Here is a 26,293-nt window from a genome sequence, read left to right as displayed (position 1 = left end):
GAATTCTTCAGGTCCGTGATCGGATCGTCTTCTCGGCGCCGCGGAACACGAGCGGGGTCGCGAGCGCGCCCGCCAGCACGAACCCCGACGCCACCAGGTATGCCGTGCGGTAGCCCTCGACCACCGCGATCGGCTGCCCGGCCGTACTCGCCGCCGTGCTCGCGGCCGCGACCGAGGCCAGGATCCCGAGCCCCAGCGTGACGCCGACCTGCTGAGTAGTGTTGATCAACCCGGACAGGAGCCCCACCTCGTCGGGTCCGGCGTCGTCGACGGCGGCGACGGTGATCGACACGACGGCCCCGCCGAATCCGAACCCGGCCAGTATCGAAGGGCCGAGTACGGCTCCGGCGAAGGTGCCGCCGGTCACCGGCAGGAAGGAGAACCAGAACAGGCCAGCCGAGAACACGACCAGTGAGGCGCACAACGTGGTGGGCACGCCGAACCGCGACACCGCGCGACCGGCCAGGTTGGCGGCGACCAGGATGCTCAACGCCAGCGGAAGGTAGGACAGCCCCGCCAGCAACGCGTCGAAGCCCAGACTTTCCTGCAGGTACAACGAAAGGAAATAGAACATCCCCAGCAGTGCCATGAAGCAGAACAGGCAGACGATGTTCGCGCCGCGGACGGCGGGCCGCCGGAAGACGGCCAACGGGAACAACGGTGACCGTGCCCTGGCCTCGATCACCACGAACGCCGCCAGCAATACCACGGCGCCGGCGAGTTCGGCCAGCACCACCGGTGACCCCCAGCCGTGCTGAGGCACCCCGACCAGCCCGAGCACCAGCAGGCCCAGCCCCGCGGTCACGCTGACCGCACCGGGCACGTCGAAATCCGAATCACCGGCCCCGGGCCTGCTCGACGGCACCACACGGCGCGCGAGGACGAGCAGCACGACACACACCGGGACGTTGATCAGCAGCACCCAGCGCCAGCCGAGCCCAGCGGTCAGCACGCCACCGAGCAGCACTCCGACGGCCCCCGCCGCCCCGACCGCGGCACCCCAGATCCCGAGCGCGCGATTGCGGTCGGGACCTGGCGCGAACGTCGTGGTCAGCAACGACAACGCGGCCGGGGACACCAGCGCGCCCCCGACGCCCTGTGCCGCGCGGGCGGCGACCAGCCACTCGCTCGTCGGCGCCAGACCGCCGGCGAGGGAGGCCACACCGAAGAGCACCACGCCGGCTCCGAACACCAGCTTGCGGCCACGCCGATCGGCCAGCCTGCCGCCGAGCAGGAGCAACCCGCCGAAGGTCAGGCTGTAGCCGTTGACCACCCACGACAACGTTTCCGGGGAGAAGGCGAGATCCCGTTGAATGGACGGCAGTGCCACGTTGACCACGGAACTGTCGAGCACGAGCAGGAATTGCGCCGCCACCAAAAGCGGTAATATCCTCGAACCCATTTCATCTTCCCGGTGATCGAATTGTTCGGGTGTCTCCGTGAGCAGCTTGCAACCTCAAGTCAACATGAGGTCAAGGTATGATCGCCCGTATGCCACAGGTGCACACTTCCCTCAAGGAACTCACCGTCGGCCAGGTCGCCGAGCGGTGCGGAACCACCGTCGCCACGTTGCACCACTACGAACGCCAAGGGTTGATCACCAGCAGGCGGACCGCGGGAAACCAGCGCCGTTTCGATCGCGACATCCTGCGCCGCGTCACGTTCATCCGTGCGGCGCAGCGAGTCGGCATTTCCCTCACGATGATTCGCGACGCCTTGGACAACCTTCCCGACGGCCGCACACCGACCCCCAAGGACTGGGCCCGCTTGTCCACGAGCTGGCGGAAGGAACTCGACATGCGCATCGGTATGTTGCAGGGCCTTCGCGACCGTCTCGACGATTGCATCGGTTGCGGCTGTCTCTCGCTGCGGCAATGCAAGCTGTCGAATCCCGACGACGTCCTCGGCCGGGACGGCAGCGGGGCACGGCGCTTCGGCGGTCAGAGCGGGTAAGGCAAAGGTAGCGTGATGGCACTGTTCGGTGCCCGATACGTCAGCTCGGGTGTCGCGAAAGCCACTTTCGGGACGTCTGATGTCCCGAAAGTGGCTTTCGCGACATCGCCACAGGCCGCCGCTCACGATCGCACGGACGGCGAGAGCGACCGGCCGATGCCGTGACACACGAGGCCCACGCCGTCGAGCACCTCGGGGTCGAGCTGGTTGCGCGTGTCCAGCACCACCGTGCCGTCGAGGAATTTGGCCATGCGCAACCAATCCAGCGTGCGGAACTGCGGCCAGTCGGTCAACAGCACGAGCGCCTTGGCGCCCTCCGCGACCTCGTAGGGATCGTCGACCACGGTGATGCCACCCACCTTGGTCCCGCCCGCCACCGTCGGATCGCAGCCGAGGAGCTCGGCGCCTCTGTCGGCGAGCAGATCCGCGACGGCGAGCGCCGGTGAATCCCGGAGATCGTTCGTGCCCGCCTTGAAGGTCAGGCCGAGCAGGCCGATACGGACGCCGTCGAGCGAACCGCCGAGTGCCGAGGCCAGTTTGGCGACGACGCGCATCCGCTGCCGCGCGTTCATGTCGATGGTGGCCCGCAGCAGCGGGAACGGGAAGCCGGCGGTCTCGGCCATCCGCAGCATCGCTTCGCTGTCCTTCGGCAGGCAGGAACCGCCCCATCCCGGCCCCGGCCGCAGGTAGGCGTGCCCGATCCGGGGGTCGCGTCCGACGGCGTCGAGCACCTCGTCCACGTCCGCGCCGAACCGTTCGCACAGTTCCGCCACGGCGTTCACGAAGGACAGTTTCATGGCGAGGAAACAGTTCGCGACGTACTTGACCAGCTCGGCACTCGCCGTGTCGGTGACCAGGATCGGCGACGGCAGCCGGGAATACAGGCCCGCCACCCGTTCCCCCGCCGCCGGTACGTCGGCGCCCACCACGATCCGGTCCGGCCGCAGGAAGTCGGTGACCGCGCTGCCCTCCCGCAAGAACTCCGGATTGCTCACCACCGCGACGTCCGGCCGGTCGAGCAGTTCCGCGATGCGCACCGCCGTTCCCACCGGAACCGTGGATTTGTTCACCACCACACAGCCGACCGGGAGCAGGTCCCGGATCCGCGCCACCGCGGTCTCGGTCGCGAACAGGTCCGCGCCGCCGTCGGCCCCCATCGGTGTCGGCAGGCACAGGAACAGGAACTCCGCCGTGGCCGCCGCGTCGTCACCGTCCACGGTGAACTCGAGGCGTTCGTTCGCCTGGCCTTCGAGCACCAGGTCGGCCAAGCCGGGTTCCAGCATCGGGATCCGCCCCGCCCGTAACTGATCGATCTTCGCGGCGTCGATGTCGACGCACACCACTCGGTGCCCCAACGAGGCGAGACACGCCCCTGTCGTGAGCCCTACATAACCGGTACCGATCACGACGATCTGCCGTTCTGACACCGATCCACCCCCCAAGTCCCTCTCGATCGACCGTTGTCGACGGTCTTGTCAGCTCCTGAGTGCTTCCCGCTCACCGGCGAAGAAGGCGATGGTCCGGCGCAGGCCCTCCCGCAGTTCCGTACGAGGCGTCCAGCCGAGTTCCCGTGCGGCGAGGTCGATGACCGGCCTGCGCTGACGCGGGTCGTCGACCATGGCAGGCACGAACTCCAGTGAGGACGCGGAACCGATCAGTTCCTTGACCAGGGCCGCCACCCGGCGCACGGACAACTCCACCGGATTGCCGACGTTCACCGGGCCGCGATGATCGCGTTCGATCATCCGGACGAGTGCGTCCACGGTGTCCTCGACATAGCACAACGACCTGGTCTGCTCCCCCGATCCGTGGATCGTGAGCGGCTCACCCGCGAGCGCCTGCATGATCATGTTCGGCACCAGCCGCCCGTCGTCGGAGCGCATGCCGGGCCCGTAGGTGTTGAAGATCCGGACTATTCCGCAGTTCGTGCCGTACTCCCGCACGAACGCCGCGCACGCGGCCTCCCCGAAACGCTTGCTTTCGTCGTAGACGGCCCTCGGCCCGATCGGATTGACGTTGCCCCAGTAGTCCTCGGTCTGCGGATGCACCAACGGATCCCCGTAGACCTCGCTGGTCGAAGCGTGCACGAGGCGAGCGCCCTTGGCACGGGCCAGTTCCAGCAACGCGAGCGTGCCCGCCGAACCGGTCCGCAAGGTCTCGATCGGCGCTCTCAGATAGTCCGGCGGGCTGGCCGGAGAAGCCAGGTTGACGATCGCGTCGAATGGACCCGAGACCACGAGGCCGTCGACGATATCCGCCTCGGCGAAGTCGAATCGCTCCGTTTCCGTCAGCACGTCGAGGTTTCGCCGTCGTCCCGTGCTGAGATTGTCCACACACAGTACGGTGTGGCCCGCCGCGAGCAGACGCGCGCACAGGTGACCACCGATGAAACCGGCACCGCCCGCGACGAGCACTCGCCGAGGACGACCTTCACTGCCGATCATGGACGCTCCTTTCCGAACCAGGTTCGTAACGCGGATTCGAGCGCGATCTCCCCACCGGCCACCCAGCAGACGTACCCGTCCGGGCGCACCAGCAGTGCGTCCACATCGGACAGTGGCCCGTCCTGGGGCCGGGTGGCGGCGACCGCGCGCACCCGATGCGACCATCCCGGCACCGGGTCCACGGAGACCTGCCCTTGCGACAGGTCGAGGAACAACCCCTTCGGCGACCGCGACAACGCGGTCGTGGTGGTACTCCCCAGCTTGACGGTCAACTCCGCCGGAGGCAACCTCTTCCCGAGCAACGAATGTCCATCACCTGGGGAATACCGGAGGTTCAGTCCACTCGCCGATCCGGCGAGGGTGGCGGAAACTTCCTCGTATGCCAGCAGTTCGGCGAGAACTTGTCGGGCCGACTCCACCTCCGGCCCGCCGAGCAGCAGCAATTCCTGCGCGCGCACGTCGTTCTGGGTGCATACCGCCACCGGACGGCGTTCGTCGTCATAGCTGTCCGCCAATCCGGCCGGGGCCCCGCCCCGCACCTGCGCCGCCAGCTTCCAGCCGAGGTTGGCCGCGTCGTGGAGGCCGAGGTTCAACGCCTGGCCGCCGATCGGCATCTGCCCGTGCGCGGCATCGCCCGCCAGGAAAACCCTGCCCTCGCGGTAATCGGTCACCAGATGGCAGGCGTTGTCGAAAGCGTCGACCCAGATCGGCACGCCGTCACCGATGTCTTCTCCGGTCACCCTGAACCAGGCTTCAGCCAGTTCGGTGAACTTGTGTTCGCCACGAACGGTTTTCGCGTCATCGGCGAATTCGTGCACCATGATCCGGGTGACGCCGTCACCTCGCCGGGCCGCGACCGCCAGCCCGGCGGGGAGTCGTTCGAACCGTCGATCCCGCACCGAGATCCCCGCGACGTCCGCACGGAGCAGTTGTCTCGTCACGCCTTCGCGTGCGACAGCGAAGCCGGCGAGCTCCCGCACCGTGCTCTCCCCGCCGTCGCAGCCGACCAGATAGCGGGCGCTCAACCGGATCCGTCCCTGGGCGCCGCTCGCTTCCAGGTCCACCCGATCGGCCCGTTCCGTCACCGCGGTCAGCTCGACGCCCCGGCGCACGTCGACCCCGAGCTCGACCGCGCGCCGTGCCAGTACGGCTTCGGTCTCGTACTGCGGCACCTTCCAGTTCCCCGCGAAGGGACTGTCCAGCCCGCCGACGTCCAGCGGCAGTCCACCGAAATGGCCCGTCCGCTGCCGCTCCGGCGCCGCCAGCCGGTGCACCAGCTCACGCTGGTCGAACAATTCCATGGTCCGGGCGCCGAGCTGCGACGCCCTCGACTCTCCGGTCGGCTCGACGAGCCGCTCCAGCACGACGACGTCCGCTCCCGCGAAACGCAGGTCGCCCGCGAGCATCAACCCGACAGGACCCGCGCCGACGACGATGACTTCGGCGTCCATCGGGTCAGCGCCGCCCCTCGGCGTAACGCTTGGCATGACCGAGGGTGGCCAAACTGTTGCCGCTCAACGCGCTCTGGACGAACTCCCTCGCTTCGGCCACACCGGCCCGCGTGCCGCAGACAGCTTCGATGTTGGCCTCGTTGATCACCACGGTGTGCCGGGAGGTCACCGTCACCCCGTCGCCGTTCTCGGTGAGCACCCACTCCCCCGTGTGCAGATCCAGCAACGCGGGCAGGACGATCTGCTTGTAGACGATCTTCCGCCGGGGAAAGGTGACACGGATCGATTCGGTGGTGTGCACCGAACCGTCCTTCGTCCTGGTGTCCATCGCGAGCACCTGCAGACCGGGGGTGTCCTCCCGCAGGGACACCCGGGCCACGTGCGGCAGCCGTTCGGACCACAGCTGGGCCTCGTCGAGGAAGTCGTAGACGTCCGCGGCCGAGCCCTGCACGTCCACGGTGTCTTCGAAGGACAACAGCAGATCCGACGAGGCGGCGGCCAGCTCCGCCTTGGCCTTCAAAGCGGCCAGTTCGGCGTTGCTGTTGTGGTCGACGGCCTTGTCGATCCAAGCCAGGTTCTCCGGATCGTCGCCGACCGCGCGATAGTCGTGGAACAACCGGACCAGGCAGTGTCCGTCCGAGACCGGTTCGACCACCCAGGCGCCGCCCATGGCGGCCACCGGGGGCTGGGAGACCTCCTGCCGGAATTCGATGCGCAGGCCCGCCGGATCCAGGCTGCGGCGCGAGGTCCAGGTCTTGGCCTCACCGTTGGCGGTGGCCCAGATCCGGATCCGCTCGTCCGTCCGGCCGCGCTCCTCGTGTTCGACGTGGACGGTCGGGGGGAACACCTGCGGCCAGTTCTCCACTTCGGCGACGAGCCGGTAGACCGATTCCGCGGACGCGGCCACCTTGATCTCGTGCTGCACCTTCCGGTTCTCTTGCGGCGCCATGTTCTTCCCTCGCGTTGTCGGATGTTCAGAAGTTGCCGAGACCGCCGCAGACGTTGATCGCCTGCGCGGTGACCGAGGCCGCCGGATCGGAAACGAGGTAGCCCACCATCCCGGCGACCTCCTCCGGGGTGGAGTACCGGCCGAGCGGGATCTTCGCCTGGAAGCGATCGAGGACGTCGTCCTCAGTGGTCTGCCACGCCCGCGCGTACCCCTGGCGCACCCGTTCGGCCATCGGCGTCTCCACGTATCCGGGGCAGACCGCGTTCACGGTGACACCGGTCTTGGCCAGTTCGTTGCCGAGCGCCTTCGTGAATCCGACGACACCGTGTTTGGAGGCCGAGTACGGCGCGCCGAGCACGACCCCCTGTTTGCCCGCGGTGGACGCGACGTTCACGATGCGGCCCCAGGACTTCTTCCGCATCCCGCCGACCTCGAGCACGTCCCTGGTCATCAGGAAGACGCTGTTGAGATTCGTGTCGATCACGTCGAACCACAGATCGTCCGCGATGTCGGCGGTGACCCCGCCGCCACTGCGCCCCGCGTTGTTGACCAGGATGTCCACCGGCCCGTACCGCTCGACGGCCGTCTTCACGAACGCCCGCACGCTTTCCGGGGCACGGACGTCGCAGGTGGTGCCGTCGGCCGTCAGTCCGGCTTCACGGAACTGCTTCACGGTCAGCGCGACGGCGTCCTCGCTTCGAGCGCAGAGGAACACCTTGTTCCCTTGCTCGGCGAGGTTCCTGGCGACCGCCAGCCCGATCCCGCTGGTGGCGCCGGTGACCAGGGCGACTTTCTTCCCGCTTTCGGCCATGCTGCTTCCTCCTCGAAGTTCGGCGGACACGAGTCCGCTCAGGCCGCCAGGCTCGATTGGACGACCTCGAGCAGGCTCCGGGGAGTCACCGCCGAGGTGACCGCCTCCTCGTCGAGCAGAACCCCGTACTCGCGTTCGATGCGGCCGCTGGTTTCCAGCAGCGCCAAGGAGTCGTAACCGAGGTAGTCGAAACTCACGTCGAGGATGTCGCCGTAGTCGAGGCTCACTTTCTCGTCCTCCCCCGCTCCTTCCCGGAGGATGCGTTTGAGGTCTTCGAGGGTGAATTCACTGAGAGCCATGGTGTTCTCCTTTCCTGTACTGATGACGGCCGTCCGCACGGACCACGACGGCCGAGTTGAACCCGTGATGCCCGCGGGCCAGGACGACGGCGGTGCGCAGCGCGGCCTTCCTCGGCGCGCCGACCACGAGGTCCATTTCGTGGTCTTCGGACGGCGACACGTTGATCGTCGGCGGGATCATTCCGTCCTTTATGGACAGCAACGCCGTCACCACGTCGAGGGCGCCTGCCCCGCCGCCCAGCCGTCCGGTCATCGTCTTCGGCGCGGTGACCGCGACGCCCCGTGGCCCGAAGACCGCCCGGATCGCGTCCGCCTCGGCACGATCCAGCGCCGCCACCCCGGCGGCGTCGGCGAAGACCACGTCGACGTCGCCGGGTGTCACTTCCGCGTCGGCCAGCGCGAGCTCGATGGCGCGGCGCAATCCCGGTTCCCCGCCCCGGTCCGCTCGGGGATCGAACGTCGCGGCGTATCCGGCGAGTTCTCCGTAGCTCTTCACAGCACCACGCTCACGAGCGGCTTCCTCGGACTCGAGGATGACGATCGCACCGCCCTCACCCGCGACGTGGCCGTTCGCCCTGGCGTCGAAGGGCAGGTAGGCCCGTTCGGGCTCGTGACTGGTGCTCAGCCTGCCCCCGGCGAGCTGGGCCACCCATCCCCACGGGCAGATCGTCCCGTCCACGCCGCCGGAGACGATCAGGCCGACCCCCTTGCGGATCTGCCTTCGCGCCTGCGCCAGCACGTCCAGCCCGCCCGCCTGGTCGCTGACCAGCACGCCGCTGGGGCCGCGCATACCGTTGCGGATCGAAATCTGCCCGGTGTTGACCGCGTAGAACCAGGCGAAGGACTGGTACGCGCTCACGTACCGGCCGCCTTTGCTCCACAGATTCGCCAGTTCGCGCTGACCGAACTCGAAACCCCCCGCGGTGGCGGCGGTGATCACGCCCATCCCGAACTCGGGCAGTTCGCCCGGCTCCACCTCGGCGTCCGCGAGAGCCCAGTCCGCGGCGACCAGGGCGAGCCTGGTCATCTGGTCGGTTTGCGGCAGGAGCCGCGTCGGCAGGTGGTCCCCGGCGACGAAACCGGGCACCTCACCCGCCAGCCGTGCCGGGTAACCGGTCGCGTCGAAGCGGCTCAGCTCGCCGATGCCGCTGCGGCCCGACAGCGTCGCGTCCCAGAAATCCCGGACCCCCAGCCCGTTCGGTGCCACCACGCCGATCCCGGTCACCAGTACCGGCGAGTTCACGAGGCCCTCCGATCCGGCTCGGTCAGCACCATGGCGCTCTGGAAACCGCCGAATCCGCTGCCGACGCTGAGCACCGTGCCGGTGCGCCACTCCCTGGCGATCCGGGGCACGTAGTCGAGGTCGCATTCCGGGTCGGGATGCTCGAGGTTGGCCGTCGGCGGCACCACGTTGTTCTTGATGGCCAGCACCGAAGCCGCGATCTCGATCGAACCGATCGCGCCGAGGGAATGCCCGACCATCGACTTGATGGAGCTGACCGGCGTCCGATAGGCGTGCTGCCCGAGTTCGCGTTTGAAGGCCGCCGTTTCGTGCCTGTCGTTCTGCTTGGTCCCCGAGCCGTGCGCGTTGATGTAGTCGATGTCCTCGGCGTCGATCCTGGCCTCGCCCATGGCGACCCTGATCGCCTCGGCCATTTCCCGGCCGTCCGGCCGGAGCCCGGTCATGTGGAAGGCGTTGCACCGGGAAGCGAAGCCTGCGACCTCGGCGTAGATGTCGGCGTTGCGGCGCCTGGCGCTTTCCAGCTCCTCCATGACGAACACCGCCGAGCCCTCACCGAGCACGAACCCGTTGCGGGTGCGGTCGAAGGGGCGCGAAGCGTGCTCTGGATCGTCGTTGCGCGGGCTGGTCGCCTTGATCGCGTCGAAGCACGCCACGGTGATCGGTGAGATCGGCGCGTCGGTCGCGCCGGCGATCATGACGTCGACGGATCCTTCCCTGATCAGCTCGCAGGCATAGCCCACCGAATCGAGGCCGGAGGTGCAGCCCGTCGAGATCACCGTGGCAGGCCCTTCGGCACCGACCTTCCACGCGACCTCCGCCGCGAACGAACTCGGCACCAGGTGGTTGTAGAGATGCGGCACGGCGTATTCGTGGTCGACCAGGTCGAGCCTGCCGTCGTTGCTCACCACCCGGTATTCCTGCTCCAGTCCCATCGTGGCGCCGACGGCGCTGCCGATGGCGACCCCGACCCGGTGCGGTGCGACCTCGTCCAGTTCCAGCCCGCTGTCCGCCACGGCCTCCGCCGTGGCCACCATCGCCAACTGCGCGGCGCGGTCGGTCCGGCGGATCTCCTGCTGGCTCAGGCCGTGCGCCTCGGGCGTGAAAGCGATCTCCGCGGCGATCTGCGAACGAAAGGGCGCGGGGTTGAAGAACGAGATCCTCCTGGTGGCGGTCCTCCCCTCGCTGAGCAGGCTCCAGAACTCCTTGGCACCGACCCCGCCGGGAGCCAGTACCCCGATCCCCGTGATCACGACTCGGCGCGCGGTCATTCCGATCGCGTCCAGTGGTAGAACGGGTTCGCCATCGCGTCGGCGGGCGAGCGCCAGGTCTGCGGGTCGTACGGGGTGATGAACGGCTTCAGCTCGTTGCTGATGTCCACGAACAACGGATGCGAACGCACCCCGTCGATCGCCCGCGCCCCGTCACTCTCGAAATCCTGGAGATGGAAATACAGGCCCTGGTAGGCGAAGAGCTGTCGCCGCGTCGTCCCCATCAGCCGCGGCATTTCCGTCGTGTCGAATTCGCTGAACAGTCGCGCGACTTCCCCGCCGGATTCAGGCGTCATACGCGCCACGATCAATGTGCTGTTCATCGTGCGTTCCCCTCGAACCGTGATGCTCGGCAATTCACTTTCAGGAAATCGGCGCGCCGAACCAGCGGGAAAGGCTCGTCCCGAGGTCCGCTTCGTCCGGTGCGGCCCAGGCCACGTGGCCGTCGGGCCGGATGAGCACGGACTCCAGGCCGGCGAGCGGCTCGGCGGGCTTCGCCCGGATCACGTCGACCCGGTCGTGCCAGCCGGCCGCCACCCGGCGCGCCTCGGCGGATTCGGCGAGGTCCAGCAGGAGTCCCTGCCCGCCTCTCAGCAGCTCCGCGACTGTCGTCCGGCCCGCGCCGACGACGAGTTCCAGGTTGGGCATCCGCGCCCCCGGCAAGGGATGCGTGCCGGCCCCCATGTCGTAGCGGACGTCGAAGCCGCTGGTCATCCCTGCGAGGTGGCGCCGGACGACGTCGAATTCCATCAGTTCGGCCAGTAACTCCCGCATCGGCCGCACCTCGTCCCCGCTGAGGTACAGCAACCCCTGTGCCCGCGTGTTCGTCAGCAACCGCGCGCCGGCGGCGTGACGTTCGGTGTGATAGCTGTCCAGCAACCCCTCCGGGGCGCGGCCTCGAACGGTCGCGGCGAGCTTCCAGCCGAGGTTGGCCGCGTCCTGCACACCGACGCTCAGCCCCTGCCCACCGGCGGGCAGATGGGTGTGCGCCGCGTCCCCGGCGAGCAGCACCCGGCCGCGCCGGTATTCGTCGGCGAGATGGGTGGCGTCGGTGAAAGCGCTGACCCACAACGCCTCGCCCCCGCTGATGTCCTCACCGGTGAGCCGCCGCCACGCGGCGGCCACCTCGGCGAATTCGATCGGCTCGGTGCGCTCTCCCGGTTCCGCGCCCCGTTCGCAGACGATGACGCGGTCGACCCCGGGTTCCAGGGGCGCGCTCATCACCATGCCGCCGGGCACCCGCTCCCCGGTGAACCTCGGTCGGATTTCGCAGCCGACGACGTCGGCGAGGTACATCTCGCGCGTGGCAGGTGTTCCGGGGAACGCGATCCCGGCCAGCCCGCGCACGACGCTGCGTCCGCCGTCGCATCCCACCAGGTATTCGGCACGCAGTTCCCGGCGGCCCGCCGGAGAATTCACCTCGACCACGACTGTGTCCGCCGTCTCGGTGAAATCGGTCAGCTCCCACCCTCGGCGGATGTCGGCGCCCAGATCGGTGGCCCATTCCTCGAGCACCTGTTCGGTACGCGATTGGGGAACTCCGCGCGCGCCGAAATGGCAGTCTTCCAGCACGCTGTAGTCGAGCGGCAACCCGCCGAAATGGCCGATCGGATTCACTTCGATGTCCCCGAACCAGGGCAGTAATCCCCGCTGGTCGAACACCTCCACGGCGCGTGCAGTGAAGCCGAGACCACGCGACTGTCCGGTCGGCTTTTCCAGGCGTTCCAGCACGATGACGTCCATACCGGCCAAACGCAACTCACCCGCGAGCATGAGGCCGGTCGGACCGGCGCCCACCACGACGACTTCGGTTTCCATTTCCCCCACGTTTCGATCGATTCGGCGCACACCCCCACGATCGGCGCCTGATCCGACTCGGCGAATGAACAACCTAATCAGGCTTCCATCCTGCTCCGCAAAAGAGACCAGTGTCAATCCGACAATGTCAGGGCTACGCAAAGTTTTGTCAGAGCAAGAACAATGAAGACAGCCATTCCGCGGGTCAGTGAATGGCAGTGATCTGCGTCACATCGAGCAGACCTCATGTTCACATCAGGTTTTACGCTCATGGTGATACCAGTCGTCCCGGAGGGGGAGATGATGATCCTGGTAACCGGCGCCACCGGGAACGTGGGCAGCGAACTCGTCGAGTTGCTGCACCGAGCCGATTTCCCGGTGCGCGCGCTGACCAGGGACGCGGGCAAAGCCCGGTTCCCGGCCGCCGTGGAGGTCGTGGAAGGCGATCTGAACCGGCCCGAATCGCTGGCGGCCGCGTTCAAGGGAGTGGACAAGGTCTTCCTCGTCCTGCCCGGGCCCGGCCAAGAGAGTGAGATCGCCGCCGCCGCGCGCTCGGCTGGCGTGCGGCACGTGGTGCTGATCTCGTCCGGAGCGGCGGGGACCCATCCGGAGCTGATGATCGGCCGCAGCAGCCTGCAGGCCGAAAGCGCCGTCGCGGAGAGCGGACTGTCCTGGACCGTGCTTCGGCCGGGTCAGTTCGCTTCGAACCGAAAGCAGTGGATCCCGGAGATCAAGGGCGGTGGCGTGGTGCACGCCCCGTACGGCGATGTCCAGCTCCCCACCGTCCACCCCGCCGACATCGCCGCGGTGGGCTTCAGCGCGCTCACCGAGGAGGGCCACGAGGGCAGAACCTACGCCCTGACCGGACCGGCGCCGATCTCTCCGCGCGAGCAACTCGCCGCCATCGGCGCCGCCATCGGGAGGGAGCTCACGTTCCAGGAGGTCACTCCGGAGCAAGCGGCCGATCAGATGCGCCGCTTCATGCCGGAGGAAATGGTCGAGTCGCTGCTCGGCCTGCAGGGCGGCGTGCTGACCGAAGCCGACACGCAGGTGCTCCCCACCGTCGAGGAGGTCACCGGGCGTCCGCCCCGCACGTTCGCGCGGTGGGCCGAGGAGAACGCCGGCGCCTTCCGTTCTTGAGGGGAGGTCCGTTTCACCCTCAAGAACGGTCACGGGCCAAGGCGTGACTCGCGTGATCAGGGACCGCACTCCTGTGATCAGACACGGAACTCACGTGACTGGAAGCCGATCAGGCTACGCGGCGCCCAATCACGCGAGTTCCGTGCCCAATCACGCGAGTTCCGTGTCTGATCACGTGAGTTACGGGTTCACCCGGCGCTCGCGGTGAGTGATTGCAGCCTGCGGTGCGCCGAGGTCGGTGCCCAGTCCAGCGTCTCGTCGAGGATCGTCAGCCGCGGAACGCGTTCCAGGAGACGGGGAATGGCCACAGCCGCCTCCAGGACGGCCAGCGGCGCGCCGATGCAGTAGTGCAGCCCGCGGCCGAAGGCGATCTGTTTGGTGTTGCTCCGGTCGAGGGCGAGGCGGTCCGGCTCCTCGAACACCGCCGGATCTCGGTTGGCCGCGCCGATGCAGGCCAGCACGACGTCCCCCTTGCGCAGGGACTTGCCGCCGAACTCCTGGTCGTATCGCGCGATGTAGCCGATGCGCTGCACGGGGGATTCGTAGCGGACGAGTTCCTCGCACGCCTGCCGGGCGAGTTCCGGCCGTGCAAGGAGCAGCTCTCGCTGTTCCTTGTGCTCGAGCAGGAGTCTCGTCCCGTTGGAGATGAGCGTGAACGTCGTCTCGTATCCCCCGAACAGCATCAGGACGCACATGGCCAGCAGATCGCCGCGGGAAAGCTTGTCGCCCTCGTCTTCGACCTTGATCAACGAGCTGATCAGATCCGGACCCGGAGCCACGCGCCGCTCGCGGACCAGTTCGTCGAAGTACTCCACCAGCTTCAGATGCGCGGCCATCCCCTTGTACTTGACCTCTTGCGGTTGCGTGACGTCGAAACTGCGCACGAAGTCCACGGTCCAGTTCTGGAACCGGGTGTAGTCCCCGGCCGGGACGCCGAGGATCTCGCCGATGATGCGGACCGGGATCGGGATGGCGAAGTCCCGCACCAGATCGAAGCGGGGCTTGCCCAGCATCTCGTCGATGAGCTCGTCGACGATTTCGGCGATCCTCGGCCGCTGCTGCTCGACAGCCTTGGGTGTGAAGGCCTTCGACACCAGCCTCCGCAACCGGGTGTGGTCCGGCGGGTCGGAGTCCAGCATGTCGACGGGGATCTCGTCGAGAGCGGCGAATTCCTCCGGACGCGGGCCGTCGAGCGGTGCCGTGCCCTCCGGCCAGGTCTTGCCGAACCGCCGCTGGTCGGCGAAGACCTCGGTCACGAGATCGTGGCGGGTCACCAGCCAGACACCCAGTTCGGCGATGTGGTGCACGGGGTCCTGCTCGCGCAGCAACCGGTAGAAGGGGTACGGGTTCCGGTAGAACTCCGGCGACCGTACGTCGATGTCGGTCAGGGTGATCATGGTCATGCGGCTACTCCGTCGGCGTCGGGTTTCAGTGGACGGTCAGACCAGGGCGGGCCCGAACGGCACCACGCCCGCGCGGATCTCGGCCATCCGGGCGGCCAAGCCGCTCTCGTCGTCGGCGGTGCACACCACGTACGCCGCTCGGGTGAGATATGCCTTGGGCGGCAACAACAATTCGCTCCCCGGCGGGAAGAGCACGCCCCATCGCTCGATCCACGGCGCCTCTTCGAGTTCGGGCGCCATGCGCACGCCGTCCAGCCGCATTTCCCGGTCCGGGTAGATGAATTGCACCGCGGCCAGCCTCGCGTGGCGGGCGAGGGATTCCGGACGACGGTGGACGGCCACGTCGGCGGCGATCGCGCCGGCCTCGATCCCGCCGGCCAGCTCGCCGAGGTACGGGATGAGGTCACCGCCGAGCCTGCCGTTGACCTCGATCAGGCGGGGACCGTCGGCGGTGAGCATCACCTCGGTGTGGGTGACCGCGTGGTCGACGCCGAGGGCGAGATTGGCGGCAGCCACCACTTTCTGGGCTTTTTCGGCCGTGGCCAGCCCGAGCGCGCCGCCGACCAGATGCCCGGTTTCCTCGAAGTGCGGGGCGAGCCCGACGATCTTCTTCGCCATGACGAACGGGGTGACGGTGCCGTCGAGCACCCAGCTGTCGACGCTGATCTCGGTGCCGACCAGGTACTCCTCCAGCAGCAGTCCGCCTGTGCCGCCGAATCCCGGGTAGTGCGCGCTTCCCGCCCGCTCGACGGCCTCGCGCAGTTCCCCGTCGTCACGCACCAGCCGTACCCCGATGCTGCCTGCCAATGCGCGCGGCTTCACCACCAGCGGATAGCCGAGTTCGACGGCCGCGTCGAGTGCTTCGCCCACCGTGTCCACGGTGCGGAACCGGGCCGAGGGCACCCCGTGCCGGGCGAACAGCTCGCGTTGACGCGCCTTGTCCCGGCAGGCCAGCGCCGCGGAAACCGGGAGCCCCGGAACGCCGAGTTGTTCCGCGATCCGGGCGCTGTGCTCCAGCAGGCTCTCGTCCCAGGTCAGCACACCGTTGATCTCGTTGCGCGCGGCGAGTTCCTTCGCCGCGCGGAAAACCGCGGCCTGGTCGGTGAAATCGACCTCCGCGTGATCGGCGACCAAGGCACGCTGCCACGTGACCGGTGTGGGGTTGAGCAGCACGACACGGTGACGGCGGACGATGCCTTCGAGCAGGTACCTGCGGAACTGCTCGAGCCCGGTGCCGACCAGCAAGACGTGACCATCGGTCATCGCGCACCCCCGGTGAACGACCGCAGCCACTTCCCGATCCCGGCCACGACGGCGGTGGCGGCGGAATCGGGAACCTCGGCTCTGTCGTACTCGAAAACCCCTGTCAGCCCTCCGTCGCGGTATCCGAACGACAACGCCGTCCGAAACAGCTCGTCCGGCGGGCTGTAGAACTCGAGGATCGGCGCGACCGGGGGCACGCCGGGCGGACGGACGACCGACACCCGTACGCCGGGCAGAGAACCGTCCCCGCTGGGCGTGTTCTGCAGCGCGAACAAGGCGTCCGCGGGAATCGGGCGCGTCTGGAGCAGTTCCGGCCTGGGCAGGTTCTGGCATTCCATCGCCAGGATGCAGCCGTCCCTGATCGGCGAGAGATCGCCGCCCGCGCGGCCGAAGACCGGCAGCACGTTGCCGAACATGCCGACCGTGCTCATGAAGCGGTCGTCGGTGCGGCCGGCGAGCGGCGTCCACACCGGTGCCGCCGCGCCGAGCAGTCCGGCGGCCTCCACCTCGTGCCGGTACGCGGCCAGCAGCACCATGTGCGTGGTCAGCCCGCGGTGGACCGCTTCGCGGACCAGCTCGTCGTGCACCGCGGCGGGAACCACGAGTTCCATCGCTCCGATATCGGGACGGGCGGGCCTGCTCCGCTGTGGAGGCAGGTCACCAAAGCTGTCCGAGGCGGAGGCAAGGCGTTCCGCCGCCCGGCGCGCCTCCGGCCCGGCGAGCCACTCCCGCTGCCAGAGGGCGAATTCGCCGTACGGCACCGGCTCGGTCTGCTCGTGCCCGCCGCGGTAGGCCGCGGTGAAATCGCTCCACAGCAAGCCGAGCGAGTAACCGTCGACGACGGCGTGGTGCCACGACCACAGCAGGACCTGGGCACCATTGCGGTCGGTGATGAGTTCGGCTCGCGCCAGCGGCCCGGCGCCGAGCAGGTCGAAGGGTTCCTCCCGCGCCCGTTCGAACGCGGTGACCACGCACGAGTCGTCGAGAGGCTCGCCGGTCGAGATGCGCATCGGGAACTCCCCACCCTCCGAGACCGCCTGTCGCCAACCATCGGGATCGGCGCGGAACCCGGTGCGCAGGGCACTGTGGCGAGAGAGCAGGGTGTGATGCGCCGCCCGCAACCCCTCCAGCGAAACCCGGCCGTCGAGCCGGATGGCGAGGTGGATGCCGGCGGCGCGGCTGTCGGGGAAGCGGGCCGCGGTGGTCAGCATCTCCCGCTGCGCGGACGCCACGGGAAACTCCTGCTCGCCGTCCTCGCGATCGAGGAGTTCGGCGAGCAGCAGACGGTCCGCCTCGGTCAGCGCGTCGAGTTCGATCGCGTCCGGATCGATCACCGTGTCCCCCGCTGGTCCGCCAGTTCCTCGACAGCCAACATCGAGGCACGCAGCCGGTGGTCGACGACGTCGCTGCGCCGTTCCCTGCCGTCGACCATCGCCGCGAGACCCCGGATGGTGGGGGTGCCGAAGAAGTCGCCGATGCTCAGCTGGACGTCGAACCGGCGGGCGATACCGGCCACCACCTGGGTCGCCTGCAGCGAGTTGCCGCCGAGTTCGAAGAAGCTGGTATCGGGATCCGGCACCGGCCTGGCCAGCACCGGACCGATCACGTCCTCGCCCAAGGCACGTTCGGTCTCGGTCAGCTCCCGGACGTCTTCGGACGCGCCCGGCGCCTCGGCGATGGCTTCGAGCAGCAACCGTTCCAGGGCCTCGTGATCGACCTTCTTGTTGGCGGTCAACGGGAGATCCCCGACCGGGACCAACCGGGCCGGTACGGCGTACCGGGGCAGCACCGCCGCGGCTTGCCGGAGCACTTCGTCGGGCTTCGGGGCAGGCTCCTCGAGCACGGCGAAGGCCGCCATGGTGCGGCCGAGATCGGGCACCCGGCAGACCGAAACGGCGACCCTGCGCACCTCCGGATGGTCCGTGAGCACCCGCTCGACCTCGGTGAGTTCGATGCGATGGCCGTTCAGCTTGACCTGCCTGTCGGCTCTGCCGAGAAAGTCGAGGTCCCCGTCGCCGCGCCAGCGGACCAGATCTCCGGTGCGGTAGGAACGCCCCTCCGGCCTGGTCACGAAAGCCCTCGCGGTGCCCTCCTGATCGCCGAAATATCCCCGCGCCAGGGTCGGTCCGCTGATCAGCAGTTCCCCGACCGCGCCCGGCGGCACCGGCCGGAGCCGCTCGTCGACGACGTAGGCGTGGCAACCGCGGATCGGCCTGCCGATGGGCGGCATCACCGGCCACTCGCCGGAGCACTGTTTCAACGTCACCGCCACCGTCGTCTCGGTGGGGCCGTAGCCGTTCCAGAACTCGCGGCCGCCTTGGGTCCACGTGGCCACCAGGGCTCCCGGGAAAGCCTCGCCACCGACCGAAACGAGCCGCAGCTCAGGCAGATCCGGATCGAGCAGCGGCATCAGCGCGGGCGGCAGCTCGGCGACGGTGACAGCCTCGTCGCGGAGGAAACCGGTCAGCAACGCCGGATCCCGGCGCTGGTCGAGATCAGGGACGCAGAGGGTGGCGCCCGCGGTCAGGGTCGCGAAGACCTCGAAGACGGAGACGTCGAAGCTGTACTTCGCGAAGCCCAGCACGCGATCCCGGCCGTCGATGCGATAGGCCTCGTTGATCTCCCGGCAGAAATGCGCCAGCGCGCTGTGCGGGACGTCCACCCCCTTGGGCGTTCCCGTGGTGCCGGAGGTGAAGATCAGATACGCGGAATCGGCTTCGGTGGCGGCGGGTTCACGCGGTTCCGCTCGCCGGCGGGCCGCTCCCAGTTCGAGCACGAGCCCGTCGACCCCGCCGATCCGCGCGAGGACCTCGTCCTCACCGGTGTCACCGACCAGCCACGCCGTGACCCCGGCGCGTCCGGCGATGGTCCGGAGACGGGCCGGGGGCGCGTCGACGTCCAGCGGAACGTAGGCGGCGCCCAGCCATTGTGTGGCGAGCATCCCGATCACCGCGGCTGTCGACTGCCGTGCCAGCAACGCCACGCGATCCGAACTCCCGACGCCGGCTTCGGCCAGCGCCCCGGCCACCGCCCGCACCTCGCGGACGAGATCGCCGTAGGTCAGGTCGGTTCCGCCGTACCGCACCGCCACCCGCCCGGGGTCGGTCTCGGCGTGCCCGCGAACGACGTCCAGCACCGTCCCTCGCGTGGGGGCGACAGGATCGCCCGCGCCGTACGCCGCCAGTTCGGCGGGTTCGCCGGGGGCGAGCAGCGCGTGCTCGTCGAGAGGTCGTCCGGGCGCGGCCAAGGCCGAAGTCATCACCGTACGGAACGCGTCGACGAGCGCGGTGATCGTCCGCTCGTGGAACAGATCCGGGTTGTACTCGACGGTGTAGCCGATCCGGTCGCGCGATTCGCGCACGATCAGCGAGAGATCGAACCGGGAACCACCGTCGTGGAGCTTGGCGTGCTCGAACCGGACCTCCCCGAAGTCGACTTCCAGCTGCCGGGCGCTGTCGGTCTCGAACGCGAACTCGATCTGGAACAGCGGGCTGCGACCGGGGTCGCGCGGCGGGTTCACCGCGGCCACGATGTCGGAGAAGGGCAGTTCCCGGTCGTCCATGGCCTCCAGGACACGGTCGCGGGCGACGGCGATCTGCTCGACGAGGCTGCTGCCGGGCTCGGTGGCGATCCGCAGCGGGACCATGTTGACGAAGAACCCGACGACGTCGTCCAGCCGCGGGTCCGCGCGCAGGTCGAAGGGCGAGCCCACGGTGACCTCGTCCGAACGGGTCCACCGCCCCAGCAGATGGGCGAACAACCCCAGCGTCACCATGTAGGAGGTGGCCCGGTGCTCGGCGCAGACCGCGCGCAGCCTGTCGAGGGACTCGGGCGCGAGCAGTTCCCCGTCGAGCGCCTTTCCGCCGAAGGTCTGCTGCCGGGGCCGGGGCAGATCCGAAGGCAGCTCCGTGACGGGCGCGCCGCGCCACCGGGTCCGCCATCGCTCGGCGAGCCCCTCGCGCTTCACCCCGAGCCAGTCGCGTTGCCAACGGCTGTAATCGCGGTACGTCACCGGCGGTTCCGGGGAGTCCGGCTCGACTCCCCCGGACAAGCGCCGGTACGCGGCGGAAAGGTCGCGGAGGAACGGGCCGACCGATCCCGCGTCCCAGGCGATGTGGTGCACGATCCACAGCAGGCGGTGCTCGTCGGGGGCCAGCCGGATCAGCCGCGCCTCGTAGAGCGGGCCTTCCGTCACCGAGAACCGCCGTCCCCGGGAACGCTCGGCGATGGCGTCGAACGTCGCACCGGGATCGACGTCCTCGGTCAGGTCCACGACCGGAAGCGTCCTGCCGGTGCGCTCGTCCACGTGGAAGTCGACGGGGTCCGCCGAGACGAACCTGCCGCGCAGGCTCTCCTGCCTGTCGATCACCCAAGCCAGCGCCGACTCCAGCGCGGCCGCGTCCAGCGGGCCCCGCAGTGTCCACACGTAGGCGAGGTTGTTGGCCGCACCCTGTTCGTCGACGCGGTCGATGTACCAGAGTTGTTGCTGCTGAACGGATGCCGGGACGGGCGCGTCCGAGGCGAGGTGTCGCAGTACTGGTTCCGCCTTGCCCTCGAGAAGCTTGCGCCGCAGCGCTTCCCGCTTCTCCTTGGGAAGCCTGGCCAGGCGTGCCGCAAGGTCAGTCACGGCCGATCCCCCAATCGTCGACTGCTGGTGAGAGGTGACTCAAAAGTTCGGCGAGTCCGGCGACGGTGGGCCGGGCGAAGAACTCCCCGAACCGGACCTGCACCCCGAACTCGTCGCGGACGAGCGCGAGCATCCTGGTGACCAGCAGGCTGTGCCCGCCGAGCGCGAAGAAGTCTTCGGTGGCGGAGCCGATCTCGCGGTTCAGCACCCCACCCCACAGTTCGGCGATCCGGCTCTGCACGGGGGAAAACGCTTGCGCCGCAGGGGCAAGCCCGGTCGCGGCGATCCTCGTGGCGGCGGTCTGCGCGGGAGCGAACTTGCCGTTGCGGTCGTGGCGGAACTCCCTCACCACGACCAGTTCCGGCAGCAGCGAGTCCGGCAGGGCCCTGGACAGCCGCTCGCGCACCTCGGCCTCGTCGACACCCCGCTCCCCGGCGGGTACGACGAACGCCGTCAGGCGCCCGTCCCACACCCGCACCACCGCACGGCCGCACTCGCGGTGCGCCAGGATCAGCCGTTCGATCTCGGCGGGCTCGACCCTGACGCCCCCCACGTTGAGCTGATCGTCCCGGCGGCCGGCGAAACCGACGGTTCCCTCGGCGTCCCACCAGCCGAGGTCGCCGGTCAGGTACAAGGGCCCGGCCACGCCGCCGTCCGGGACACCGTCGGGCGCGAACGCGCCTTCACCGGGCTCGTCCCGGTAACCGAGCGCCAAGTAGCGGGACTGCACGGCGATCTCGCCGAGTTCGCCGGTGCCGGCGAGCCGTCCCGCGGAGTCGAGGATCAGCAGCCTCGCTCCCGGCGAGCCCGAACCCAGTGCGACCACGTCTCCGGTCTCCGGGCCGGGTTCGTGGAGGGACATGACCTGCGGTGTCTCGGTCGTGCCGTAGACGTTGACGAGGCGGGCGTGCGGGAAGCAGCGGGAGGCGGGGCCGAGATCGTCGCCGCGCAAGGGTTCTCCGCCGATCAGGATCACCCGCACACTGGTCACCGGGGAACTGCTGCCCGCCGTGGCGGCGCGCAGCAGTCCCGGTGTGGTGTGCCATACGGTGATTCCCGCGGCGCGCAGCCAGCTCGTCAGTGCTTCCCCGTCCGCCCCGAATTCCTTGTCCGGAATGGACAGAGTGGCTCCGAGTGCCAGCGGTACCAGCAGATCCCGCAGACACGGGTCGTGCATCAGACCGGACAGCAGCGCCACCCGCGCCGACCCGTCGATGCCGAAAGCGGCCGATTCCACCGCCACCTGACGATCCAGCGAGGCCCGGGTGCCCAGGACCAGTTTGGGCTTGCCGGTGGTACCGGAAGTGTGCGCGAGGTAGGCGGTTCCGGGCGGAACCGATCGCGCACCGCGATCGAGGGTCGCCTGGTGGGCCGCGATGAGCTCGCCGTCCTCGCTCAGGCGCACCGTCGGCGACCACGACTGGTCGTTCCCGATCGTCACCACCGCGCTCGGCGCGAGGTTGTCCAGGTGATCCCGCAGCCTTTCCGGCGGTTGTCCCCTGTCGAGCAGGGCGAAGGGCACTCCGGTTTCGAGCAGGGCCAGAACAACCACGGCGAGGGCCGGGGTCCTGGTCGCCAGCACCGCCACAGGCCCGCGCTCCGCGAGTGCGGCCTCGCGCAGGGCGCCGGACAGCGCGTCCACCCTGCCGGCCAGTTCCCGGTAGGTCACCTCGGTCCGCCATTCGACGGCGACCCGCTCGGGAGCTTCGGCGGCCGCTCGGCGGAACCGTTCGGTCACCGGCTCGGCGGTCACCGCCTCGGGTGGCCGGGCGCAGTCGAGCGCTCGCTGCCGACGGCGACTGCTGTCCAGGACCAGATCGTCGAGTGCGAGGGTGCGGGCGGCGGGATCCGCCAGTTGCGTGAGCAGTGACGCGTACTGCTCGGCGAGTTCGGCGACGAGCTGTGGCGAGAACAGGTCGGTGCGGTAGACCCAGCGCAACGACAGCCCGTGCGATCCGGGTTCGGCGTAGACGGTCAGGTCGAATTTGCTGTCTTCGCCGGTGCCGAACTCGACTTCGGCGGCGAGTCCGGCGTCGACGTCGGGCAGGTTGAGCATGTTCAGCACCACCTGCACCACCGGGTTCGTTCCGGGGCTGCGTGGCGGGTCGACCGCGTGGACGATCTGGTCGAAGGGAAGCTCGACGTGTTCGATCGCGGCCAGTGCCGCGTCGCGGACCCGATGCACGGCGTCGGCCGTCCTGAGCCCGCCTTCGAGCCGCATGCGGATCGGCACCGTGTCCACGAAGAAGCCGACGACCTGTTCCAAAGTGGACGAAGGTCTGGTGCCCACCATGCTGCCGACCACGAAATCGGTGGTACCGGACAGTTTCGCCAGCTGAACACCCAGCGCGGTGAGCAGGACGTGAAAAAGGGTCGCCTGCTCACGCACGGCCCACTGGTCGAGCCCGTGCTTCGTCGCCTCGCCGACCGAGACGCGCACCGATCCGGCGGGCGCCGAAAGCCTCGGCTCCCGGTGACCGGTGACGGGCAGGGACAACTCGGCGGGCGCGCCGTCGAGATGGTCCCGCCAGAACCGCCGCAGCTCCTCGGATTGATCCGGCGTCAACCGCTTTCGCTGCCAGTGCGCGAAGTCGTGGTAGCCGGCGCCCGCGGCCGCCGGAGCGGCCTCACCCCGGTACTCGGCGAGTATCTGTTCCACCAGCAACACGGAAGACCAACCGTCGCAGGTGATGTGGTGCAATCGGAGCGCGAGCCGGTGCACCTCGCCGGACACGCGCACCACGTCCGCCCGCGCCAGTGGACCGTGCTCGAGATCGAAGGGTTCGCTGCGACTCTCGCGCAGCCAACGGTCGAACTTCGCCGTGTCGCCGGAGAAATCGAGCAGGCCCACCTCCGGGGCGAGCAGGTCGACGTTCCGCACCGGCGTGCCGTCTGCGGCGCGGAGATAGCGGGACCGGAACACGTCGTGCCGTCCGAGCACGGTCCGGGCGGCCCGCCGCAGCCTCGCGACGTCGACGTCCTCGGTCAGCGTGATGTCGACAGGGACGCAGTAGGCGCTGCTCCCCGGATCGACCGACCACAGGAACCACAGGCGTTCCTCGCCGAAGGACAGCGGATGCGACGCGCCGCCGCTCGATGCCGTGAAGGGCGAATCCGCGACCGGAGACCGCGCACCGGCCTCGCGGATCAGCTCGGCGATACCCGCCACGCTCGCCGCGCCGAGAACCTCACCCATGCGCAGGGCGACGCCGAAGGATTCCCTTGCCCGCGCGCAGATCCGTGCCGCGGTCAGCGAATGCCCGCCGAGTTCGAGCAGGGTGTCGGCGGGATCCTCCGGCGCGGCGGCACCCGACTCGACGAACCAGGTGGCGACACCGCGCTCGATCTCGTCGGCCCACTCGCGTCCGGGGCCCACCCCGGTCGCCTTTTCCGGTGACCGCTCTCGCAGCCAGACGCGCAGCGAAGCACGGTCGAGTTTGCCGCTCGGCAGCAACGGCAAGGCGTCCGCGACGACGAGGACCTCGGGAACCATCGCCGGATGCAGCGTCTCGGCGCAGTGCCCGCGCAGTCCTGCCAGGTCCAGTTCGGGCGAACGGGCCACGACGGCGGCTCCGATCACCGGTCCGCCGCCACCGTCGAGGACCACGGCACCGCAGCCGGCCACGCCGGGGAAACCGGCCAGCGTGTTCTCGATCTCGGCGAGTTCGGTCCGCACGCCGCGTACCTTGACCTGGTCGTCGGTCCGTCCGTGCACCCGCAGCACACCCGACGGCGAGAAGGACGCCAGGTCGCCCGTGCGGTACATGTCCGTACCGTCGGCGGCGAACGGGTCCGGCACGAAGGCGCGCGCTGTCTGATCGGGGCGGGAGTGGTAGCCCAAGGCGGTGCCGATCCCGCCCAGATGGAGCTCGCCGACCTCGTCGGCGGCGACAGGCGCGCCGGCGGGGTCGAGGACGTAGGCCCGCGTTCCCGCGAACAACCGGCCCACCGGCGGGTCCTCGCCGGGGACGCACTGGTGGACGGCCACGCAGATACTGGCCTCGGTGGGGCCGTAACAGTTGAGCACCCGGGGGACGTCGGACAGCCGCCGCACCAGTTCCGCGCCGCAGCGCTCACCACCGAGCCCCAGCGTGGTCACGGTCAGCGGCCTGTCCGCGGGCAGCCACGAAGCCACCGTCGGCGTCAGCAGCGCCGCGTCGACACTGCCGTCGGTGAGCACCCTGTCGACTTCCTCGAGGGGGACGACGACGAGCCCCGCGCCGGAGACCAGCGCCATGCAGATCTCCCACACCGCCGCGTCGAAGCTCCACGAGGCCACCTGCAGCATCCGAGCTCCCGGCCGGAGCTCGAACCACCGCGCGCCCTCGACGGCGCTGTTGGCCAGGCCCCGATGCGGAACCCGCACGCCTTTGGGACTGCCTGTCGTTCCCGAGGTATAGATCAGGTACGCGACGTCGTCCGGCCCTGGTAGCGGCCAAGGCGTCTCCGCCGGAGCCCACGGAAGCTCGCGCGGCGCCACCGACACGCGGGACCCGCCCGCCGCGAACGCCTGCACCGCCTTCGTGCCGAGGTCCTCGGTGAGCACCATCGAGGGACGGGCGTCCCGCACCATCGACGTCAGCCGAGCGGACGGCAGCGCGGGATCGAGCGCCAGATACGCCGCTCCCGTCCGCAGTACGCCCAGCACGGAGGCGATCGCCTCGGCGCCGGGCGTCAGGTGCAGGCCGACGACGTCCCCCGGCCCCACACCCGCGTACCGAAGCCACTGGCCGAGAGCTCGCGCCCGCGTGTCGAGTTCGCGATAGGTCAGCGCGGTGGCGTGGTCGGCCACCGCCCGCTCGGCGGGATGCTCCACCACCACGGCGTCGAACAGGTCGAGCACGGTGCGGCCGGGGTGGGCGACCGCACCACCCGACCACCCTGCGGTCGGTGCTTCCATCAGGACTCTCCTTGCGGCTGAGGGGTGAGGCGATGCGCTTCCCGGTGCACGAGGCGGTAGAGGTCTGGCCCTTCGCTCAGTTCGGTGAGCCCTTTGGCGCCGAGCAACTGGATCAGGTCCCGGCTCGCGGTGAGCGCTGTCGCGCGGGCGAGGTCGTGCGCCCGGCGCACCTTCGTTTCGTCGGGTTCGTCTTGTCCCGCCGCCGCTCGGCACGCGGCCGAGGCGAGCCGGACCTCGCCGAGCAGCCGCACGCACCTCGACGCCACGAGCTGGCGGCTCAGCAGCGGAACACCGCCGACGGTCCGCTGTCTCGCGTGCGCGACCGCGGCCCGGTAACCGGCATCGGCCAGTCCGGCGAGGTACGCGGCGTGCCTGGTCAACCGGCGGTACCACCACGGAGACGCGAAGGCATCGCCCGAGGGCTCCGGGTAGGCGATCTTGCCCGCGCGCAGTTCGTCGGCCACTTCGGCGGGCCCGCCCGCCGAAGTCAGCGCGTCCAGGGCCGCGGCGGTGTGGTCGACCGCCGAGATCGGTGCCCGCAAAGCACCGATCTCATAGAAGACCGCCGCGGCGGGCGAGAGTCCGAGGTCGAGCCCGCCGTACTCGGCGGGGAGTTCGAAGTCGAAGCACCCCGCGTCGGCCACGGCGAGCAGGACCCGCTCCGGTTCCGCGAGATCCCTTCCCCGCAGCGCGTTCCTGGTGAACAGCCGGAACTGGTCGGCGAGCGGATCGGTGAAGGTCATCG

19 protein-coding genes are annotated in these 26,293 nt (G+C 69.3%); 2 read left to right on the top strand and 17 right to left on the bottom strand.

Annotation, left to right across the window (positions count from 1 at the left end; all coding sequences use genetic code 11):
- Positions 1-7: 7 nt before the first annotated feature.
- Positions 8-1,375, bottom strand: coding sequence for a DHA2 family efflux MFS transporter permease subunit (locus HDA45_RS37900; RefSeq protein ID WP_184903682.1), 1,368 nt, complete (start codon positions 1,373-1,375; stop codon positions 8-10).
- Between the two features lie 116 nt (positions 1,376-1,491).
- Between HDA45_RS37900 and soxR the strand changes: the two genes are divergently transcribed.
- Positions 1,492-1,953, top strand: a complete 462-nt coding sequence (gene soxR, locus HDA45_RS37895; protein WP_184903680.1) for a redox-sensitive transcriptional activator SoxR — start codon at positions 1,492-1,494, stop codon at positions 1,951-1,953.
- Between the two features lie 122 nt (positions 1,954-2,075).
- On the opposite strand, the gene HDA45_RS37890 is transcribed toward soxR, so the two are convergent.
- From HDA45_RS37890 to HDA45_RS37845, 10 genes are read right to left on the bottom strand one after another with little or no spacing between them, the layout of a single operon-like run.
- A complete protein-coding gene (locus HDA45_RS37890) occupies positions 2,076-3,380 on the bottom strand; it encodes a nucleotide sugar dehydrogenase (protein ID WP_184903677.1) in 1,305 nt (434 codons plus the stop codon).
- 48 nt (positions 3,381-3,428) lie between these two features.
- Positions 3,429-4,397 carry an NAD-dependent epimerase/dehydratase family protein gene (locus HDA45_RS37885; protein WP_184903675.1) on the bottom strand — a complete coding sequence of 323 codons (969 nt, stop codon included), beginning with the start codon at positions 4,395-4,397 and terminating at the stop codon, positions 3,429-3,431.
- A complete protein-coding gene (locus HDA45_RS37880) occupies positions 4,394-5,848 on the bottom strand; it encodes an FAD-dependent monooxygenase (RefSeq protein WP_184903673.1) in 1,455 nt (484 codons plus the stop codon). Before HDA45_RS37880 ends, HDA45_RS37885 begins: the two co-directional genes overlap by 4 nt.
- Before the next feature lie 4 nt (positions 5,849-5,852).
- Positions 5,853-6,797: an aromatase/cyclase gene (locus tag HDA45_RS37875; protein ID WP_184903671.1), complete on the bottom strand. Its 945-nt coding sequence runs from the start codon at positions 6,795-6,797 to the stop codon at positions 5,853-5,855.
- A 25-nt stretch (positions 6,798-6,822) separates the two neighbouring features.
- Positions 6,823-7,608 carry a 3-oxoacyl-ACP reductase FabG gene (fabG, locus tag HDA45_RS37870; protein ID WP_184903668.1) on the bottom strand — a complete coding sequence of 262 codons (786 nt, stop codon included), beginning with the start codon at positions 7,606-7,608 and terminating at the stop codon, positions 6,823-6,825.
- A gap of 38 nt (positions 7,609-7,646) precedes the next feature.
- Positions 7,647-7,907: a phosphopantetheine-binding protein gene (locus HDA45_RS37865; RefSeq protein WP_184903666.1), complete on the bottom strand. Its 261-nt coding sequence runs from the start codon at positions 7,905-7,907 to the stop codon at positions 7,647-7,649.
- Positions 7,894-9,150 (bottom strand): beta-ketoacyl synthase N-terminal-like domain-containing protein, encoded by a 1,257-nt coding sequence (locus tag HDA45_RS37860; RefSeq protein WP_184903664.1) that lies wholly within the window; start codon positions 9,148-9,150, stop codon positions 7,894-7,896. The genes HDA45_RS37865 and HDA45_RS37860 overlap by 14 nt, the downstream gene beginning before the upstream one ends.
- Positions 9,147-10,418 carry a beta-ketoacyl-[acyl-carrier-protein] synthase family protein gene (locus HDA45_RS37855; protein ID WP_184903662.1) on the bottom strand — a complete coding sequence of 424 codons (1,272 nt, stop codon included), beginning with the start codon at positions 10,416-10,418 and terminating at the stop codon, positions 9,147-9,149. The genes HDA45_RS37860 and HDA45_RS37855 overlap by 4 nt, the downstream gene beginning before the upstream one ends.
- On the bottom strand, positions 10,415-10,741 hold the full coding sequence (locus HDA45_RS37850; protein ID WP_184903660.1) for a TcmI family type II polyketide cyclase: 327 nt from the start codon (positions 10,739-10,741) through the stop codon (positions 10,415-10,417). Before HDA45_RS37850 ends, HDA45_RS37855 begins: the two co-directional genes overlap by 4 nt.
- Positions 10,742-10,781: 40 nt before the next feature.
- Positions 10,782-12,236, bottom strand: a complete 1,455-nt coding sequence (locus tag HDA45_RS37845) for an FAD-dependent monooxygenase (protein WP_184903658.1) — start codon at positions 12,234-12,236, stop codon at positions 10,782-10,784.
- Between the two features lie 249 nt (positions 12,237-12,485).
- Between HDA45_RS37845 and HDA45_RS37840 the strand changes: the two genes are divergently transcribed.
- Positions 12,486-13,355 carry an NAD(P)H-binding protein gene (locus tag HDA45_RS37840; RefSeq protein ID WP_246480924.1) on the top strand — a complete coding sequence of 290 codons (870 nt, stop codon included), beginning with the start codon at positions 12,486-12,488 and terminating at the stop codon, positions 13,353-13,355.
- Between the two features lie 188 nt (positions 13,356-13,543).
- On the opposite strand, the gene HDA45_RS37835 is transcribed toward HDA45_RS37840, so the two are convergent.
- Genes HDA45_RS37835 through HDA45_RS37810 form a run of 6 tightly spaced genes read right to left on the bottom strand, consistent with a single transcriptional unit; the run spans position 13,544 to position 26,291 of the window.
- On the bottom strand, positions 13,544-14,758 hold the full coding sequence (locus HDA45_RS37835; RefSeq protein ID WP_184903656.1) for a cytochrome P450: 1,215 nt from the start codon (positions 14,756-14,758) through the stop codon (positions 13,544-13,546).
- A 36-nt stretch (positions 14,759-14,794) separates the two neighbouring features.
- Positions 14,795-16,021 carry an ATP-grasp domain-containing protein gene (locus HDA45_RS37830; RefSeq protein ID WP_184903654.1) on the bottom strand — a complete coding sequence of 409 codons (1,227 nt, stop codon included), beginning with the start codon at positions 16,019-16,021 and terminating at the stop codon, positions 14,795-14,797.
- Positions 16,018-17,355: a condensation domain-containing protein gene (locus HDA45_RS37825; protein WP_184903652.1), complete on the bottom strand. Its 1,338-nt coding sequence runs from the start codon at positions 17,353-17,355 to the stop codon at positions 16,018-16,020. The genes HDA45_RS37830 and HDA45_RS37825 overlap by 4 nt, the downstream gene beginning before the upstream one ends.
- The gene (locus tag HDA45_RS37820) at positions 17,352-20,648 is read right to left on the bottom strand and encodes a non-ribosomal peptide synthetase (protein ID WP_184903650.1); all 3,297 of its coding nucleotides are present in this window, start codon (positions 20,646-20,648) and stop codon (positions 17,352-17,354) included. Before HDA45_RS37820 ends, HDA45_RS37825 begins: the two co-directional genes overlap by 4 nt.
- The gene (locus tag HDA45_RS37815) at positions 20,641-25,548 is read right to left on the bottom strand and encodes a non-ribosomal peptide synthetase (RefSeq protein WP_184903647.1); all 4,908 of its coding nucleotides are present in this window, start codon (positions 25,546-25,548) and stop codon (positions 20,641-20,643) included. Before HDA45_RS37815 ends, HDA45_RS37820 begins: the two co-directional genes overlap by 8 nt.
- Positions 25,548-26,291, bottom strand: coding sequence for an acyl-CoA dehydrogenase family protein (locus HDA45_RS37810; protein ID WP_184903645.1), 744 nt, complete (start codon positions 26,289-26,291; stop codon positions 25,548-25,550). Before HDA45_RS37810 ends, HDA45_RS37815 begins: the two co-directional genes overlap by 1 nt.
- Between the last annotated feature and the right edge of the window lie 2 nt (positions 26,292-26,293).

It is taken from the genome of Amycolatopsis umgeniensis (assembly GCF_014205155.1).
GTDB classification, from domain to species: Bacteria; Actinomycetota; Actinomycetes; order Mycobacteriales; family Pseudonocardiaceae; genus Amycolatopsis; species Amycolatopsis umgeniensis.
The sequence above is the reverse complement of the archived record's forward strand: the minus strand, read 5'-3'. Positions and strand labels throughout refer to the sequence as shown.